The 14972-nt window shown below is 68.5% G+C and carries 13 protein-coding genes; 2 read left to right on the top strand and 11 right to left on the bottom strand.

All coding sequences use genetic code 11. The features are described from left to right. The first annotated feature begins 12 nt into the window (after positions 1 to 12). Both G6N18_RS00900 and G6N18_RS00895 read left to right on the top strand, forming a co-directional pair. Positions 13 to 852, top strand: a complete 840-nt coding sequence (locus tag G6N18_RS00900; protein ID WP_083001301.1) for an NAD-dependent protein deacetylase — start codon at positions 13 to 15, stop codon at positions 850 to 852. Between the two features lie 8 nt (positions 853 to 860). Next, complete coding sequence (locus tag G6N18_RS00895) at positions 861 to 1532, top strand: hypothetical protein (RefSeq protein WP_083001303.1); 672 nt, start codon at positions 861 to 863, stop codon at positions 1530 to 1532. A gap of 17 nt (positions 1533 to 1549) precedes the next feature. On the opposite strand, the gene proB is transcribed toward G6N18_RS00895, so the two are convergent. The 11 genes from proB to G6N18_RS00840 all read right to left on the bottom strand — a co-directional run bounded on the left by proB (position 1550) and on the right by G6N18_RS00840 (position 14969). After that, the gene (gene proB / locus G6N18_RS00890) at positions 1550 to 2659 is read right to left on the bottom strand and encodes a glutamate 5-kinase (RefSeq protein ID WP_407663539.1); all 1110 of its coding nucleotides are present in this window, start codon (positions 2657 to 2659) and stop codon (positions 1550 to 1552) included. Next, the gene (gene obgE / locus G6N18_RS00885) at positions 2656 to 4104 is read right to left on the bottom strand and encodes a GTPase ObgE (protein WP_083001305.1); all 1449 of its coding nucleotides are present in this window, start codon (positions 4102 to 4104) and stop codon (positions 2656 to 2658) included. The genes proB and obgE overlap by 4 nt, the downstream gene beginning before the upstream one ends. Positions 4105 to 4181: 77 nt before the next feature. Further along, positions 4182 to 4439, bottom strand: a complete 258-nt coding sequence (rpmA, locus tag G6N18_RS00880) for a 50S ribosomal protein L27 (protein ID WP_067226446.1) — start codon at positions 4437 to 4439, stop codon at positions 4182 to 4184. Positions 4440 to 4449: 10 nt separating this feature from the next. Next, entirely contained in the window at positions 4450 to 4761 is a 312-nt protein-coding gene (gene rplU, locus G6N18_RS00875) for a 50S ribosomal protein L21 (RefSeq protein WP_083001307.1), read from the bottom strand. Positions 4762 to 4954: 193 nt separating this feature from the next. Then, entirely contained in the window at positions 4955 to 7660 is a 2706-nt protein-coding gene (locus tag G6N18_RS00870; protein ID WP_083001309.1) for a ribonuclease E, read from the bottom strand. Between the two features lie 295 nt (positions 7661 to 7955). Further along, a complete protein-coding gene (gene ndk / locus G6N18_RS00865; protein ID WP_109749415.1) occupies positions 7956 to 8375 on the bottom strand; it encodes a nucleoside-diphosphate kinase in 420 nt (139 codons plus the stop codon). A 24-nt stretch (positions 8376 to 8399) separates the two neighbouring features. Continuing rightward, positions 8400 to 8741, bottom strand: coding sequence for a DUF4233 domain-containing protein (locus G6N18_RS00860; RefSeq protein ID WP_083001406.1), 342 nt, complete (start codon positions 8739 to 8741; stop codon positions 8400 to 8402). Positions 8742 to 8854: 113 nt separating this feature from the next. After that, positions 8855 to 10276 carry a bifunctional tetrahydrofolate synthase/dihydrofolate synthase gene (gene folC, locus G6N18_RS00855; RefSeq protein WP_083001313.1) on the bottom strand — a complete coding sequence of 474 codons (1422 nt, stop codon included), beginning with the start codon at positions 10274 to 10276 and terminating at the stop codon, positions 8855 to 8857. Beyond that, on the bottom strand, positions 10273 to 12939 hold the full coding sequence (locus G6N18_RS00850; RefSeq protein WP_083001315.1) for a valine--tRNA ligase: 2667 nt from the start codon (positions 12937 to 12939) through the stop codon (positions 10273 to 10275). The genes folC and G6N18_RS00850 overlap by 4 nt, the downstream gene beginning before the upstream one ends. Before the next feature lie 52 nt (positions 12940 to 12991). Further along, positions 12992 to 13618 carry a DUF937 domain-containing protein gene (locus G6N18_RS00845; protein ID WP_083001407.1) on the bottom strand — a complete coding sequence of 209 codons (627 nt, stop codon included), beginning with the start codon at positions 13616 to 13618 and terminating at the stop codon, positions 12992 to 12994. A gap of 94 nt (positions 13619 to 13712) precedes the next feature. After that, on the bottom strand, positions 13713 to 14969 hold the full coding sequence (locus tag G6N18_RS00840) for a saccharopine dehydrogenase family protein (RefSeq protein WP_083001317.1): 1257 nt from the start codon (positions 14967 to 14969) through the stop codon (positions 13713 to 13715). Between the last annotated feature and the right edge of the window lie 3 nt (positions 14970 to 14972).

Raw genomic sequence — 14972 nt, 5'->3', positions numbered from 1 at the left:
ACTCTCGATCAGGTGGAAGCACCCGAACTCGTCACCCTGTTGCGTGGCCGCCGGGTCGCCGTGCTCACCGGGGCGGGCATCTCCACCGACTCGGGCATCCCTGACTACCGCGGCCCGGACTCGCCGCCGAGCAATCCGATGACCATCCGGCAGTTCACCGGCGACCCGGTGTTCCGCCAGCGCTACTGGGCACGCAACCACCTCGGCTGGCGCCACATGGATGCCACGCTGCCCAACGCTGGCCACCGAGCCATTGCCGCGCTCGAAACCGCGGGCGTGGTGTCCGGGGTGATCACCCAGAACGTCGACCTGCTGCACACCAAGGCGGGCAGCGGCAACGTCGTCAACCTGCACGGCACCTACGCGCAGGTGGTCTGCCTGGACTGCGGGAACACGATGCCGCGGGCGGTGCTCGCCGAAATGCTGGAGGCCGCCAATCCGGGTTTCGCCCGGCGCGCCGCTCAATCCGTCGGTGGCATCGCTGTCGCTCCGGACGCCGACGCCGTCGTCCGCGACACCGCGGTGTTCCGCATCGTGGACTGCCCAGGCTGTGGCGGGATGCTCAAACCCGACATCGTCTACTTCGGCGAAAGTGTGCCCAAAGGCCATGTCGCACAAGCATATTCTCTCCTCGACGCGGCGGACGCGCTGCTGGTCGCGGGATCGTCGCTGACGGTGTATTCGGGGTACCGGTTTGTGCGGCACGCCGCGGCGGCGAGCATGCCGATCGCGATCGTCAACCGCGGACCGACGCGCGGCGATCACCTGGCGACGGTGAAGATCGACAACGGGTGCTCCCCCATGCTGGCGTTGTTGGCCGACGAGCTGCCCGAGGTCGCCACTTCGGCTTGAATGACGGCGTGACGGAAACCACCGAGGACGCCTCGTGGCTAAGTGCGCTGCTGGAACGGCGGCGACCCGAACCGGGGCCGGTCATCGGCCGGTGGGCGCTGGGCGTCGGGGACATGGTCGCCGAGCACTCGCTGACACCGGCCAAGTTGCGCTGGCTGGTCCGCAAGCTCAACCACTTCGGCGGGGTGGCGATCAGCGAGGACTCGGTCGAATTCGACGGCGACGCCGTCGAGTGGGCGAAGGTGGAGCAGATCCGCACCCGCAGCCTGATCGAGTACCTGTTCACCGGGGGCGTCGACAAGCAGGTCGACAAGCTGCCGCTGCCGTGGTTCCCGTTTCGCCGCAAGGTGCTCGGCGCGATCTCCCGTGCCGCGCTGACGCTGCTACTGGCCGCAGCCAAGCAGCAGCTGGAAGGCGGTGCGCTGGAGATCCGGATCCCCGCCGAGGTGCGGTACGACGGCCTGTTGTGGACCCGCGAACTCGCTCCGGGGATGCTCGCCGCGGTGATCCTCGCCGATCCCGCCGTCCGCCAGTGCTTCGAAGCGACCGCACAGGCGCACGGCGTGACAGTGTGTGCGGCCGACGACGACGTGATGGCCGACGCCGACGAGCGCGCCGAGCAGATCAAGTCGATGCTCGATGGGATTTCGGCGCGCATTCGATCGCTCAGCGATCAGTAGCGCACCCAAACCGCAGGTCAGATGGCCACCAGGTCGTCGGCGTGCACCGCGGGACGGCGCAGCTCCGGCGGCAGGTCCGATGTCGAGCGGCCCAACATGGTGGCGAGTTCGCTGTGGTCGTAGGCCACCACGCCGCGGGCCACCATCTTCGCGTCCTGCGACCGCAACTCGACGACGTCGCCGCCGTAGAACCGGCCCGACACCGCGGTGATGCCAGCCGGCAGCAGCGACCGCCGCTGACGCACCACCGCCCGCACCGCACCGTCGTCGAGCGTCAGAGCGCCCGCGACCTCGGCGGCGTAGCGCACCCAGAACCGGCGCGCCGACATCCGTTCGGGCCGCGGCGCGAAGACCGTGCCCACCGACGCGTCGGTGAGCGCCGTGGCGGCGTCCGTGGCCCCGGCGAGCAGCACCGGCACGCCCGCGTCGGCCGCCAGCAGCGCGGACGACAGCTTCGACGCCATGCCACCGGTGCCCAGATGACTGCCGCGGCCGGCCACCACACCGTCCAGATCCTCCGGCCGCGTCACCTCGGAAATGAAGCGGGCGTCGCCTTTTCGCGGGTCCGAGTCGTAGAGCCCGTCGATGTCGGACAGCAGGATCAGGGCGTCGGCGCCGACCAGATGCGCGACCAGCGCCGAGAGCCGGTCATTGTCGCCGAACCGGATCTCGTTGGTGGCCACCGTGTCGTTCTCGTTGACGATCGCCACCGCGTGCAGCGCGCGCAGCCGGTCGAGCGTGCGCTGGGCGTTGGTGTGCTGCACCCGCATCGCGATATCGTGCGCGGTCAGCAACACCTGGCCGACGACGCGGTCATAACGGTCGAACGCCGCGCTCCAGGAGTTCACCAGCGCCACCTGCCCGACGCTGGCCGCGGCCTGCTTGGTGGCCAGATCCGTCGGTCGCCTGGACAGTTTGAGCGGTTCGATGCCCGCCGCGATGGCACCCGACGAGACGATCACCACATCCGAGCCCGCCTGCATGCGCTTTTCGATCGCATCGACCAACGTCGCCAGCCGGCGCCCGTCGAACACTCCCGACGGCGTGGTCAGTGCGGTCGTGCCGACCTTGACGACGACGCTGCGCGCGGTGCGGATCGCATCCCGAGTGCTCAGCGGTGCGCTCATCCGGGGTCCCCGCCCGGCCGTCGCCGCTCCCGCCGGGCCGCCTTGCGTTCGGCGGCGCCGACGCGGTCGGTCTGCTCCAGCCGCTGATCGGTGCCTCGACCCGACATCGGCACATCGACCCCCGCGGGGGTCTGCGGCTCCCAGTCGAATGTGACTTCTCCGATGGTGACGGCGCATCCGGGCCGTGCGCCGAGCTTGAATAGCTCCTCCTCGACGCCCAGGCGCGCCAGCCGGTCACCGAGATAACCGACCGCCTCGTCGTTGTCGAAATCGGTTTGGGCGACCCATCGTTCGGGACGGGTGCCGTGGACGACGAAGCCGCCGTGGCCGTCCGGCTCGACGGTGAACCCACTCTCGTCCACGGCGACGGGCCGGATGACTGGCCGACGCGGCACCACCGCGGGCTGCGATTCGCGGTAGGCCGACACCATCTCCCATAGCGCGAACGTCAACGGGCGCAACCCTTCCCGGGTCACCGTGGAGACCTCGAAGACCGGCCAACCGTACCGGCGCGCAACCTCGTCGCGGACGAAGTCGGCCAGCTCCCGCGCGTCGGGCACATCGATTTTGTTGAGGACCACCGCCCGCGGACGCTCCGCGAGGTCGCCCAGTGTCGCATCACCCTGCAGCGTCGGGGTGTAGGCCGCCAACTCGGCTTCCAGGGCGTCGATGTCGGAGACCGGGTCGCGTCCCGGCTCGAGCGTCGCGCAGTCCACCACGTGGACCAGCACCGCGCAGCGCTCGATGTGCCGCAGGAAGTCCAGGCCGAGCCCGCGGCCCTGCGAAGCACCGGGGATCAGACCGGGCACGTCGGCGACGGTGAACGTGTTCTCGCCGGCAGACACCACGCCGAGGTTGGGCGCCAGCGTGGTGAACGGGTAGTCCGCGATTTTCGGTTTGGCCGCCGAGATGACCGACACCAGCGACGACTTGCCCGCGGACGGAAACCCGACCAGTCCAACGTCGGCCACGGTCTTGAGTTCGAGCGTCAGGTCCCGGACCTGACCCTTTTCGCCGAGCAACGCGAAGCCGGGGGCCTTGCGGGCGCGTGACGCCAGCGCGGCGTTGCCCAGGCCACCGCGGCCGCCGGCGGCGGCCTCGAAGCGGGTGCCGGCACCGACCAGGTCGGCGAGCAGTCGACCGTCCTCGTCGAGCACGACGGTGCCGTCAGGAACCTTGACCTCGAGGTCCGCGCCTGCGGCCCCGTCCCGGTTGTCGCCCGCCCCTTGCTTGCCGGACGGCGCCACGACATGCGGGTGGAAATGGAAGTCGAGCAGCGTGTGCACTTGCGGATCGACGACCAGCATCACGCTGCCGCCACGACCGCCGTTCCCGCCGTCGGGGCCGCCGAGGGGTTTGAATTTCTCGCGGTGGACCGAGGCGCAGCCGTTACCGCCGTTGCCGGCCCGCGCGTGGATCACGACGCGGTCGACGAACCGAGGCATCGGTGATCACTCCTTCGAACGTAACGCCATGGCGGACCGTCAGCTCGCGAGACCGCCGCAGCGTTACCTTCGCGAGCTCACGCCTCTGGTCGGAGAACGCTGACCGTCTTGCGGCCGCGCTTGCTGCCGAATGTGACAGCGCCGGGAGCCGTGGCGAACAGGGTGTCGTCACCGCCGCGCCCGACGTTGGTGCCGGGATGGAAATGAGTACCCCGCTGGCGGACCAGGATCTCGCCGGCCTTGACGATCTGGCCGCCGAACCGCTTGACGCCGAGCCGCTGTGCGGCGGAGTCGCGACCGTTACGTGAGCTGGAAGCGCCCTTCTTGTGTGCCATGTCGTCGCTCCTACTTGATCCCGGTGACCTTGAGGACCGTCAGCTGCTGACGGTGTCCCTGCCGCTTGTGATAGCCGGTCTTGTTCTTGAACTTGTGGATGCGGATCTTCGGGCCCTTGGTGTGCTCGAGCACCTCGCCGGTGACGGCGACCTTCGCCAGCGCCTTGGCGTCCGCGGTGACCTTCGCCCCGTCGACGACCAGCGCGACGGGCAGCGAGACGTTGGCGCCGGGCTCGGAGTCGAGCTTCTCGACCTTCACCACGTCGCCGACGGCGACCTTGTACTGCTTGCCGCCGGTCTTGACGATTGCGTATGTCGCCATCGTGCTGTTACTCCTACGTCGTTCACTGGGCGCGCGCGACTTGCTGCTGCGCATGTCTGGGTTTCCGGATCTCGGAGTGTCGCCGACTCCACTTGATCCAGAGCCTGGCGACAACCGCTCAAGAGTACTTGAACGGCGCCGAGAGGGTCAAATCACCGCAGGTCACGCGTCGTGGACCGGGGACTGCCACCGATCAGCCTTCGTGGGCGGGCGGGCCCGCAGGCCGAGCGGCCGCGCGGCGCCGATGCCGCCCACCGGAGCCGGTCACCGCGGCCGGCGAAGCCCCGTTTGCGTCGTACTCCTGCGAGTCGTCGTCCGAATCGTCGTCATCCTCGTCGGAATCGTCGTCGGATTCGTCTTCGGAGTCGTCAGAGTCTTCGTCGATGACCTCGATGTCGTCGTCGATGTCGTCTTCATCGTCGTCGGAATCAAGGTCGATCTCGTCGTCCTCGGAGTCGTCGTCCTCGGAGTCGTCGTCCTCGTCGTCCTCGGAGTCCTCGTCGGAGTCCTCGTCCGAATCGTCGAAATCCTCGTCCTCGAGGTCCTCGTCGTCGGTCTCGGTGACCGCGGCACGGATGGCCTCCGAATCGGCCTCACCGACCTCCTCGGCGGGCTTCTGCTCGTCGGTCTCGTCCTCGTCGTCCTCGTCGTGACGGCCGTTGGCGGCCGCCATCGCCTTGAACATCGGGTGTTCGCCCGCGGGATGCGGCGGCACCTTGGCGACCGCGACGTCGTCCGACTTCCCGCTGCGCTTACCGCGCTTACCTCGCCGACCGCCGCCGCCCTCGGACTTGCGTCCGCTGCTCGACGTGGAGTCCACGGGGTCGCCGTGCAGCACGATCCCCCGCCCGCCGCAGTGGGTGCACGAGGTCGAGAACGCCTCCACCAGACCGGTGCCGAGCCGCTTGCGCGTCAACTGCACCAGGCCCAGCGATGTCACCTCGGAGACCTGGTGTCTGGTGCGGTCCCGCGCCAGCGCCTCGGTCAGTCTGCGCAGCACCAGGTCGCGGTTCGACTCGAGCACCATGTCGATGAAGTCGATGACGACGATGCCGCCGATGTCGCGCAACCGTAATTGGCGGACGATCTCCTCGGCCGCCTCGAGGTTGTTGCGAGTGACGGTCTGCTCGAGGTTGCCGCCGGAGCCGGTGAACTTGCCGGTGTTGACGTCGACGACCGTCATCGCCTCGGTGCGGTCGATGACCAGTGTGCCGCCCGACGGCAACCACACCTTGCGGTCCATCGCCTTGGTCAGCTGCTCGTCGATGCGGTGCACGGCGAACACGTCAGGGCCCGTCTGGCCTTCGGAAGACACCACCGGCTCGTACTTCGTCAGGCGCGGAAGCAGTTCGGGGGCAACGGAGTTCACATACTCGTTGATGGTGTTCCAGGCCTCGTCGCCGGACACCGTCAGGCCGGTGAAGTCCTCGTTGAACAGGTCGCGGATCACCTTGACCAGCACATCGGGCTCTTCATACAGCGCGACCGCCGCGCCGGCCTTCTTCGCGGTGATCTCCGCGGCCTTGGCCTCGATCTCCGCCCACCGCTTGGCGAGGCGTTCGACGTCGTTGCGGATGTCTTCTTCCTTCACGCCCTCCGACGCGGTGCGGATGATCACCCCGGCGTCGGGCGGCACGACCTCCCGCAGAATCTCTTTGAGCCGCTGACGCTCGGTGTCGGGCAGCTTGCGGCTGATGCCGGTCGACGAGGCTCCCGGCACGTAGACGAGGTAGCGGCCGGCGAGCGAAACCTGCGTCGTCAACCGGGCGCCCTTGTGGCCGACCGGGTCCTTGCTGACCTGCACGACGACGTAGTCGCCCGGCTTGAGGGCCTGCTCGATCTTGCGGTTCTGCCCGCCGAGGCCCGCGGCCTCCCAGTTCACCTCGCCGGCGTACAGCACACCGTTGCGGCCGCGGCCGATGTCGACGAATGCCGCCTCCATCGACGGCAGCACGTTCTGCACGATGCCCAGGTAGATGTTGCCCACCAGTGACGTCTGCGCCGCTGAGGTAACGAAGTGCTCCACCACGACGCCGTCCTCGAGCACGGCGATCTGGGTGTAGCGGGCGCCTTCGTGAGGTGGTTCGGTGCGGACCTTGTCGCGCACGACCATCATCCGCTCGACGGCCTCGCGCCTGGCCAGGAACTCGGCTTCGCTCAGGATCGGCGGGCGGCGCCTGCCGGCATCGCGGCCGTCGCGCCTGCGTTGCCGTTTGGCCTCCAGCCGGGTCGATCCACTGATGCCCTGGATCTCGCCGTCGCCACCTTGGCCTGACTTGTCGGCTTTCGAGGACTTCCGCGGCTCCCGCTCGTGGACGACGGTGTTGGGCGGGTCGTCGGGCGACGTGCCTCCGTCGTTGTCGTCGCTCGAGCCCGATTTGCGGCGACGACGACGGCGGCGGCGCCGGGTGGCACCGTCGGCGCCGGAGTTCTCGTCGTCACCGGAGTCGTCATCGGAGTCGTCCGAGTCGTCGCTGTCCTGCTCGCCGCCCTGGTCACTGTCGGAGTCGGCGTCGTCGCCGTTCTGCTCACCCCGGCCGCGGCCCCGTCCGCGCCGACCCCGGCGGCGACGCCGCCCGGATGGCCGTTCGGACTGGTCATCGTCGGTGTCGCTGTCCTGGCCGTCGTCGCTGTCGTCGTCGTCCTCTTCATCGTCAGCGTCGGCGTCGGCGTCATATTCAAACCGGACGGGTTGCGGCGCCACGAACAGCGGGAGGTAGTCGGCGTGCTCCTGGGTGCTCGCCGCGGACTCTTCCGGGATCAGTCGGGGTTCGGACTGGTCACCGTCGGGAGGAGGCCCGGCCGTATCGGCGGTTTCGGTCGCCGACTCCTCCGGCTGGGTGTCCTCCGCGTGTCGCGTGTCTTCTGAAAGGTCTTCGGTTGAGGCATCTTCGGCCACGTAGTCTCCTTAAGCCCCCGGGCGCGTCTCGTTCGACGCGGCCACGCGAGGGCTTCCGCTATTGACCCGGGTAACTTCGCCCGGGCTTGTTGTGGTCTCGCTCCGGGCAGTCCACTGGTGAACGAACCCGGTGCCGGTCTGAATGATGGCTGGACGGTCGGCGCCGCATCACGCGTGGCGATGGTCGCGCACGTCTAAGTCTTCATTCGGGTGTCCGGCCCCGGTTGATGGCCGGCTACCCGAGCCAAGTATCCCACATCACGCCAACCGGCCTGACCAGGCTGGGCGGATCCCGCTACCTGCCGGGGAACCAGAGTTCGATCTCGCGAGCCGCCGACTCCCCCGAATCCGAGCCGTGCACGAGGTTGTCCTGGGTGATCAGCGCCAGATCACCGCGGATCGTGCCCGGCGTGGCCTTCTCCACCGGGTCCGTTCCGCCGGCAATCTGCCGGAACGCCGCGATCGCGCGTGGCCCCTCGACGATCGCCGCCACGACCGGGCCGGAGGTAATGAATTCGAGCAGCGACCCGAAGAACGGCTTGCCCTCGTGCTCGGCGTAGTGCCGGCGGGCGAGGTCGTCGCTGACGGTCACGAGTTGCAGCGCCGCGATGGACAGGCCCTTGCGTTCGATTCGGCCGAGAATCTCGCCGACGAGGCGTCGCTTGACGCCGTCTGGCTTGATCAACACGAGGGTCCGCTCAGTCGGCTCAGTCACGGCCGACAGAATAGCCGCCGAAGGCTACTCGGGAGGGCGCTGCTGCTGTCCCGGCAGGAGGCCACGCTTCTGCCGGCGCAGCACCTCGGCGCGCAGATACGCGATCACGAGCCAGACCACCAGGAAGACGACGCCGATGAAGCCGATCGCGCCGTGCACAACAACACCGGCGATCAGCACCACCTGCATGAACAGGTTCACCCAGATGGCCCATGACTTGCCCTGCACGCCGGCCAGCAGCACCAGTACCACCGCCAGTCCGACCAGGTAGCCGCCGCTGACCGCGGTGAGGCCGCCGCCGACCCGTCCCACCACCGGCAGTGCCAGCAGCACCACGATGGCTTCCAGTATCAGCGTGCCGGCCATCACGCCACGGAAGCTCCGCCACGGGTCCGGAGCCGCGGAGCCGGCGACATTCGGGTCCGGAGCCGCGGAGCCGGCGACATTCGGATCAGGCTGCTGTTGCGGCGCAGGTTCGGTCACTGGGGGTCCTTTCCGAACAGCGTGCGCGCCGCCCCTGCGGTGACCACCGAGCCGGTGATCACCATCCCGGCGCCGCCGAACAGTTCCCCTTCGTCGCTGGACTCCTCGACGATCGCGGTTGCGGTCTCGATCGCGTCGGGCAGCGTGGCGGCGGTGATCACCCGTTCGGGCCCGAACCTCTCCTCGGCCCGCAACGCCAGCGCTTCGACGTCGAGAGCGCGCGGGGATCCATTGTGGGTGACGACGATCTGGTCGAACACCGGTTCCAGCGCGGCCAGGATGCCGTCGACGTCCTTGTCGCCCATCACCGAGACGACGCCGACCAGGAAGCGGAAGTCGAACTCCTCCTGCAGCGCCTGCGCCAGCGCCGAGGCGCCCGCCGGATTATGGGCGGCATCGATGAAAACCGTTGGTGCGCTGCGCATCCGCTCCAGCCGGCCCGGACTGGTCGCCGCGGCGAAGCCCGCCCGCACCGCCTCGACGTCGAGCTGGCGTTGTGCGCCCGCGCCGAAGAACGCCTCGACGGCCGCCAGCGCCAGGACGGCGTTGTGCGCCTGGTGTTCGCCGTGCAGCGGCAGGAAGATGTCGGAGTAGCGGCCGCCGAGTCCTTGCAGTTCGAGCAGCTGCCCGCCGACGGCGACCTGCCTGCCCAGCACCGCGAACTCGGAGTCCCCCCGCGCGACGGCCGCATCCGCGCGAACCGCCTGGGCCAGCAGCACCTCCATCGCCTCTGGCGCCTGACGACCGATCACGGCGACGGTGTCCGTCGGAACGAGGTCGTCGTCCTGCTTGGTGATGATTCCGGCCTTCTCCGCTGCGATCTCGGCGATGGTGTCGCCGAGGTATTCGGCATGGTCCACCCCGATCGGCGTGATGACCGCGACGGGTGCGTTGACGACGTTCGTGGCGTCCCAGCGCCCGCCGAGCCCGACCTCGACGACGGCGACGTCGATCGGCGCGTCGGCGAACGCGGCGAACGCCATTGCCGTCACCACTTCGAACTTGCTCAATGGCGGGCCCTCGTCCCCGAGCAGCCCCGCTTCAGACTGCTGGTCGACCAGTTGCACGAACGGCTCGACCTCGCGGTAGGTCTCCACATACAGCGCCGGGCTGATCGGCTTGCCGTCGATCGAGATCCGCTCGACCGCGGACTGCAGGTGCGGGCTGGTGGTCCGGCCGGTGCGGCGGTGCAGCGCGGTCAGCAGGGCGTCGACCATCCGAGCCACCGAGGTCTTGCCGTTGGTGCCCGCGATGTGGATGGACGGGTAGCCGCGCTGGGGTGCGCCGAGCAGTTCCAACAGCGCCGAGATGCGCGTCGTGCTGGGCTCGAGTTTCGTCTCGGGCCAGCGCTGGTCGAGCAGGTGCTCGACCTGGAGAAGCGCTGCAATCTCGTCCGGCGTCGGAACCGGCTCGGTCATGCGAAGTCGGCCAGCCGAGCCGTGATGCGGTCGACCTCTTCCTGCGCCAGCTGCTGACGCCCGCGAATCTTCTCGACGACGTCGGCGGGTGCCTTGGCCAGAAACGCCTCGTTGCCGAGTTTGCCTGTGGTGGCAGCCAGTTCCTTCTGCGCGGCCGCCAGGTCCTTCTCCAGCCGACGCCGCTCGGCGGCGACGTCCACGGTGCCCGACGTGTCCACCTCGACGGTCACGGTGCCGCGGGACAGCCGCACCTCGATCGCGGCGGTCGGGGCAAACGCGTCGCCGTCAGCGGTCAGCCAGGCAAGCGACCGAACCGCAGGCACCTGCGCCCGCAGGTCCGCGCCGGCGATGTCGGACAACCGCGCCGGCACCTTCTGCCGGTCGTTGAGACCCTGGTCGCTGCGGAATCGACGCACCACGGTGATCAGCTTCTGCATATCGGCGACCCGTTGCCCGGCAACCGAATCCAGCTCGTATCCAGAAGGCGCCGGCCAGTCGGCGATCACCAGCGACTCACCGCCGGTCAGGGTCTTCCACAACACCTCGGTGACGAACGGCATCACCGGATGCAACAGCTTGAGCAGGGTGTCGAGCACGGCCGCCAACACCGCAGTCGTGTGGTCCACGCCATCAGCCAGTTGCACCTTGGCCAGCTCCACGTACCAGTCACAGAACTCGTCCCAGGCGAAGTGGTAGAGCGACTCGCACGCGCGGTTGAACTCGTAGGCGTCGAATGCCGAATCCACTTCGGCGCGAACCTGTTCCATCCGGCCGAGGATCCACCGGTCGGCGTCGGTGAGTTCGCCGGCGGCCGGCAGCGGCGCGGGCGCGGCGCCGTTCATCAGCGCGAACCGGGTTGCGTTGAAGAGCTTGGTGGCGAAGTTCCGTGACGCGCGGGCGTGGTCCTCCCCGATGGACAGGTCACCGCCGGGGCTCGCCCCCCGCGCCAACGTGAACCGCAACGCGTCGGCGCCGAAGATCTCCACCCAGTCCAGGGGGTCGATCCCGTTACCGCGCGACTTGCTCATCTTGCGACCGTGCTCGTCGCGAATCAGGCCGTGCAGGAAGACGTTCTGGAACGGCACCTGGGGGCCGCGCTGACCGCCGAGGGTGATCGCGGGATCGTCGGAGACGAACGTGCCGAACATCATCATCCGCGCCACCCAGAAGAACAGGATGTCGTAGCCGGTCACCAGGACGGTGGTCGGATAGAACTTGGCGAGGTCGGCGGTGTGCTCGGGCCAACCCATCGTGGAGAAGGGCCACAGCGCGGAGCTGAACCAGGTGTCGAGCACGTCGGGGTCCTGCTCCCAGCCCTCGGGCGGAGTCTCGTCCGGACCGACGCACACCGTCTCGCCGCCGGGGCCGTGCCAGATCGGGATGCGGTGGCCCCACCACAACTGCCTGGAGATGCACCAGTCGTGCATGTTGTCCACCCATGCGAACCAGCGCGGTTCGAGGCTGGGCGGGTGAATCACGGTGTCGCCGTTACGAACGGCGTCACCCGCGGCCTTGGCCAACGCCTCGACCTTGACCCACCACTGCAGCGACAGCCGCGGCTCGATCGGCTCACCGCTGCGCTCGGAGTGCCCGACGCTGTGCACATAGGGCCGTTTCTCGGCGACGATACGGCCCTCGCTGGCCAGCGCCTCGCGCACCTTGACGCGCGCCTCGAAGCGGTCCTGGCCGTCGAATTCCGTTCCGGTGCCGGTGATCCGCCCCTTGGTGTCCATGATCGACGGCATCGGCAGCGCATGCCGCAGGCCGATCTCGAAGTCGTTCGGGTCGTGCGCGGGGGTGACCTTGACGGCGCCGGTGCCGAACTCGGGGTCAACGTGCTCGTCGGCGACAATCATGATTTCGCGGTCGATGAACGGGTGCGGCAGCGTCTTGCCGACCAGGTCGCGGTAGCGATCGTCGTCGGGGTGCACGGCGATCGCGGTGTCGCCCAGCATCGTCTCGACACGGGTGGTGGCGACCACGATGTGCGGTTCGTCATCGTTGAGTGAGCCGTAGCGGAACGACACCAGCTCGCCCTCGATGTCTTCGTATTTGACCTCGAGGTCGGAGATCGCGGTCTGTAGCACCGGCGACCAGTTGACCAGTCGCTCAGCCTGGTAGATCAGCCCGGCGTCGTAGAGGCGCTTGAAGATGGTGCGCACCGCGCGCGACAGGCCGTCGTCCATGGTGAACCGCTCCCGGCTCCAGTCCACGCCGTCGCCGAGGCGGCGCATCTGCGCGCCGATGGTGCCGCCGGATTCCCGCTTCCAGTCCCAGACCTTTTCGACGAACAGTTCGCGGCCGAAATCCTCCTTGGTCTTGCCGTCGACGGCGAGTTGCTTCTCCACCACCGACTGGGTGGCGATGCCGGCATGGTCCATGCCGGGCAGCCACAGCACCTCGTAGCCCTGCATCCGCTTGCGCCGGGTCAGCGCGTCCATCAACGTGTGGTCCAGCGCGTGCCCCATGTGCAGGTTGCCCGTCACGTTCGGCGGAGGCAGAACGATGGAGTAACCGGGTTTACTGCTGGTCGCGTCGGCGGTGAAGTAGCCGGCCCTGACCCAGCCCTCGTAGATGTCGCTCTCCACCTCGCCCGGGTTCCAGGACTTGGGCAGGGCGGTCGCCGGCGAAGTGCCGGATTCGGAACGAGCGCTGGCGGTCACCCCGCAATTCTAGGGAGCCAGCGCCAGGTCGGGCTCATGCGGTACGACCTGCCTACCTCTTGCCGCCGAGCAATCCCCCGAGGATGTCGCCGAGTCCCCCACTCTGGCCGCCCCCACCGCCGAGCACGCTGCCCAGGATGCTGCCGAGCGGATTGTTCCCGCCGCCACCGGCGCCGCCGGCACCGCCGAGGATGCTGCCCAGCACGTCGGCCAGGCCACCACCGCCAGCGGATTGCGCCGCAGGCTCGGCCGGGGCCTGACCACTTCCACTGCCCTTCGTCAGTTGCTTGCCGATATACGCGAGCACGATCGGCGTGAGGATCGGCAGCAGCTTCTGGAGCAGATCGCCGTTTCCGGCGCCGCCGCCTGCGAGAGCCGACGCGACCGCGTTGCTGTCGTTGCCGCCGAAGATGCGCGAGACGAACTGGTCGCCCTGGTTCGGATCGACCTGGTCGACGCTGACGCCGCCGTCGAGCAGTCCACTGGCGCCCTGCTGGACCACGTCGGACTCGAGCTTGCTCGAGTCGATCGAGTCGGCCTGGACGTTCTCGGCCAAGCCGCCGACGAGCGCAGGCACCAGCGTGCGGATCGCGTTGTTCACCTCCGCTTCATCGGCGCCGACTTTGCTCGCGATGTCCTTGACGGGGATCTGCGAGATGAGTTCGTCGAGACCAGCCATGACCTGTCCACCTTCGTTGCTGGGATGTGACACAACCTCGGAGCCGACACTAGTCCACCTGATCTTGGCGCACAGGCGTTCGGAGGAGGCCCGACTAATTCAGTCGGGTGGTCTCCAATGTCACACTGGCAGCGGGAAATCGGGCCATCAGCGCGTCGCCCATCGCGGCCGCCGGGGTGAGCACACCGTGGAGATCCGACAGCTTGTCGCGGTCCAGCGCCAGCGCCAGTCCGGACTCGCCCAGCAACACCGACGTCGCCTTGTAGCCCGGATCGCCGTTCTGCGACATGGTCGCCCGGTAACGCGCGCCGGACGTGGTCGACGCGTACGTCTCGACGGTGTAGTGGCCGTTCTCCCGCACTTTTTCGCTCGGACCGGTGCCGGGTTTCGGCATCACACGGTCGACCAGCTTGCCCGGTATCCGGTGAAAGTAGCGACTGCCCAATGCCATCGTCGCCGCGTTGCCGGCCGCGGCCAGCGCTGAGGTGACCGGCGCGAGCACCGACTTACCCATGCTCATCTGCTCGCCGTACTCCAGCCGCCGACCGTAGGCGTAGTCGAGCAATGCGTTGCTGCGCCGCACGATTCGGGTGTTCACCGCCGCCATCACGAACGGCGCGACCCAGTAACCCTGAAGTTCGGGCGCGATCTCGCCGCCCCGGCGCCACCGCAGGTCCGGTTGGGCGCCGAGTTCGGGTTCGGCGGCGCGGTCCGGGGTGAGCGTGTACGGGTCGTTCATCACCCGTCGCGCCTCGGCGTCCGACGATGCCGCGTACATCACCTCGATCATCGACGCAGCCGTGCCGCCGGAGACGCCGCCTTTGAAGGTGCGCACCACCAGGTTGGCGTCGGTGAGTTCACCCGCGCCGTCCTCCTGCGCGCGGCGGTACAGCGCGAAAACGGTGAGATCCGAAGGGATGGAGTCGAACCCGCACGAGTGCACAATGCGCGCACCGGTGTCGGCGGCCTGCTTGTGATACAGCTCGATGCTCTCGCGGATGAACAACGATTCGCCGGTCAGATCCGCGTAGTCGGTGCCCGCCGACGCACAGGCCGCCACCAACGGCAGACCGTACTTCGCGTAGGGCCCCACGGTGGTCACCACGACCCGGGTCTGCGCGGCCATCGCGTTCAGTGTCGACGGCTGCGACGCGTCGGCGGTGATCAGTGGCCACGATTGCGCCTTGTCCCCCAGCGTGTCCCGGACGGCGAGCAGTTTTTCACGCGATCGGCCCGCCAACGCGATCCGGGCCTGCGAACCCGCCTTCGCCAGGTATTCGGCGGTCAATTTTCCGACGAAGCCGCTGGCCCCGTACAGGACGATGTCGAATTCCCGCTCCGATGTGGTCATGCC

This window comes from Mycolicibacterium celeriflavum, assembly GCF_010731795.1.
Classification (GTDB): domain Bacteria; phylum Actinomycetota; class Actinomycetes; order Mycobacteriales; family Mycobacteriaceae; genus Mycobacterium; species Mycobacterium celeriflavum.
The sequence above is the reverse complement of the archived record's forward strand: the minus strand, read 5'-3'. Positions and strand labels throughout refer to the sequence as shown.

Excerpts from the sequence above, each read along its gene's own strand:
- G6N18_RS00860 (WP_083001406.1), bottom strand. The coding sequence starts at position 8,741 with ATGGCCGGCACGCTGATACTGGAAGCCATCGTGGTGCTGCTGGCACTG.
- G6N18_RS00845 (WP_083001407.1), bottom strand. The coding sequence starts at position 13,618 with ATGGCTGGTCTCGACGAACTCATCTCGCAGATCCCCGTCAAGGACATC.
- G6N18_RS00840 (WP_083001317.1), bottom strand. The coding sequence starts at position 14,969 with ATGACCACATCGGAGCGGGAATTCGACATCGTCCTGTACGGGGCCAGC.
- rpmA (WP_067226446.1), bottom strand. The coding sequence starts at position 4,439 with ATGGCACACAAGAAGGGCGCTTCCAGCTCACGTAACGGTCGCGACTCC.
- obgE (WP_083001305.1), bottom strand. The coding sequence starts at position 4,104 with ATGCCTCGGTTCGTCGACCGCGTCGTGATCCACGCGCGGGCCGGCAAC.
- rplU (WP_083001307.1), bottom strand. The coding sequence starts at position 4,761 with ATGGCGACATACGCAATCGTCAAGACCGGCGGCAAGCAGTACAAGGTC.
- folC (WP_083001313.1), bottom strand. The coding sequence starts at position 10,276 with ATGACCGAGCCGGTTCCGACGCCGGACGAGATTGCAGCGCTTCTCCAG.
- proB (WP_407663539.1), bottom strand. The coding sequence starts at position 2,659 with ATGAGCGCACCGCTGAGCACTCGGGATGCGATCCGCACCGCGCGCAGC.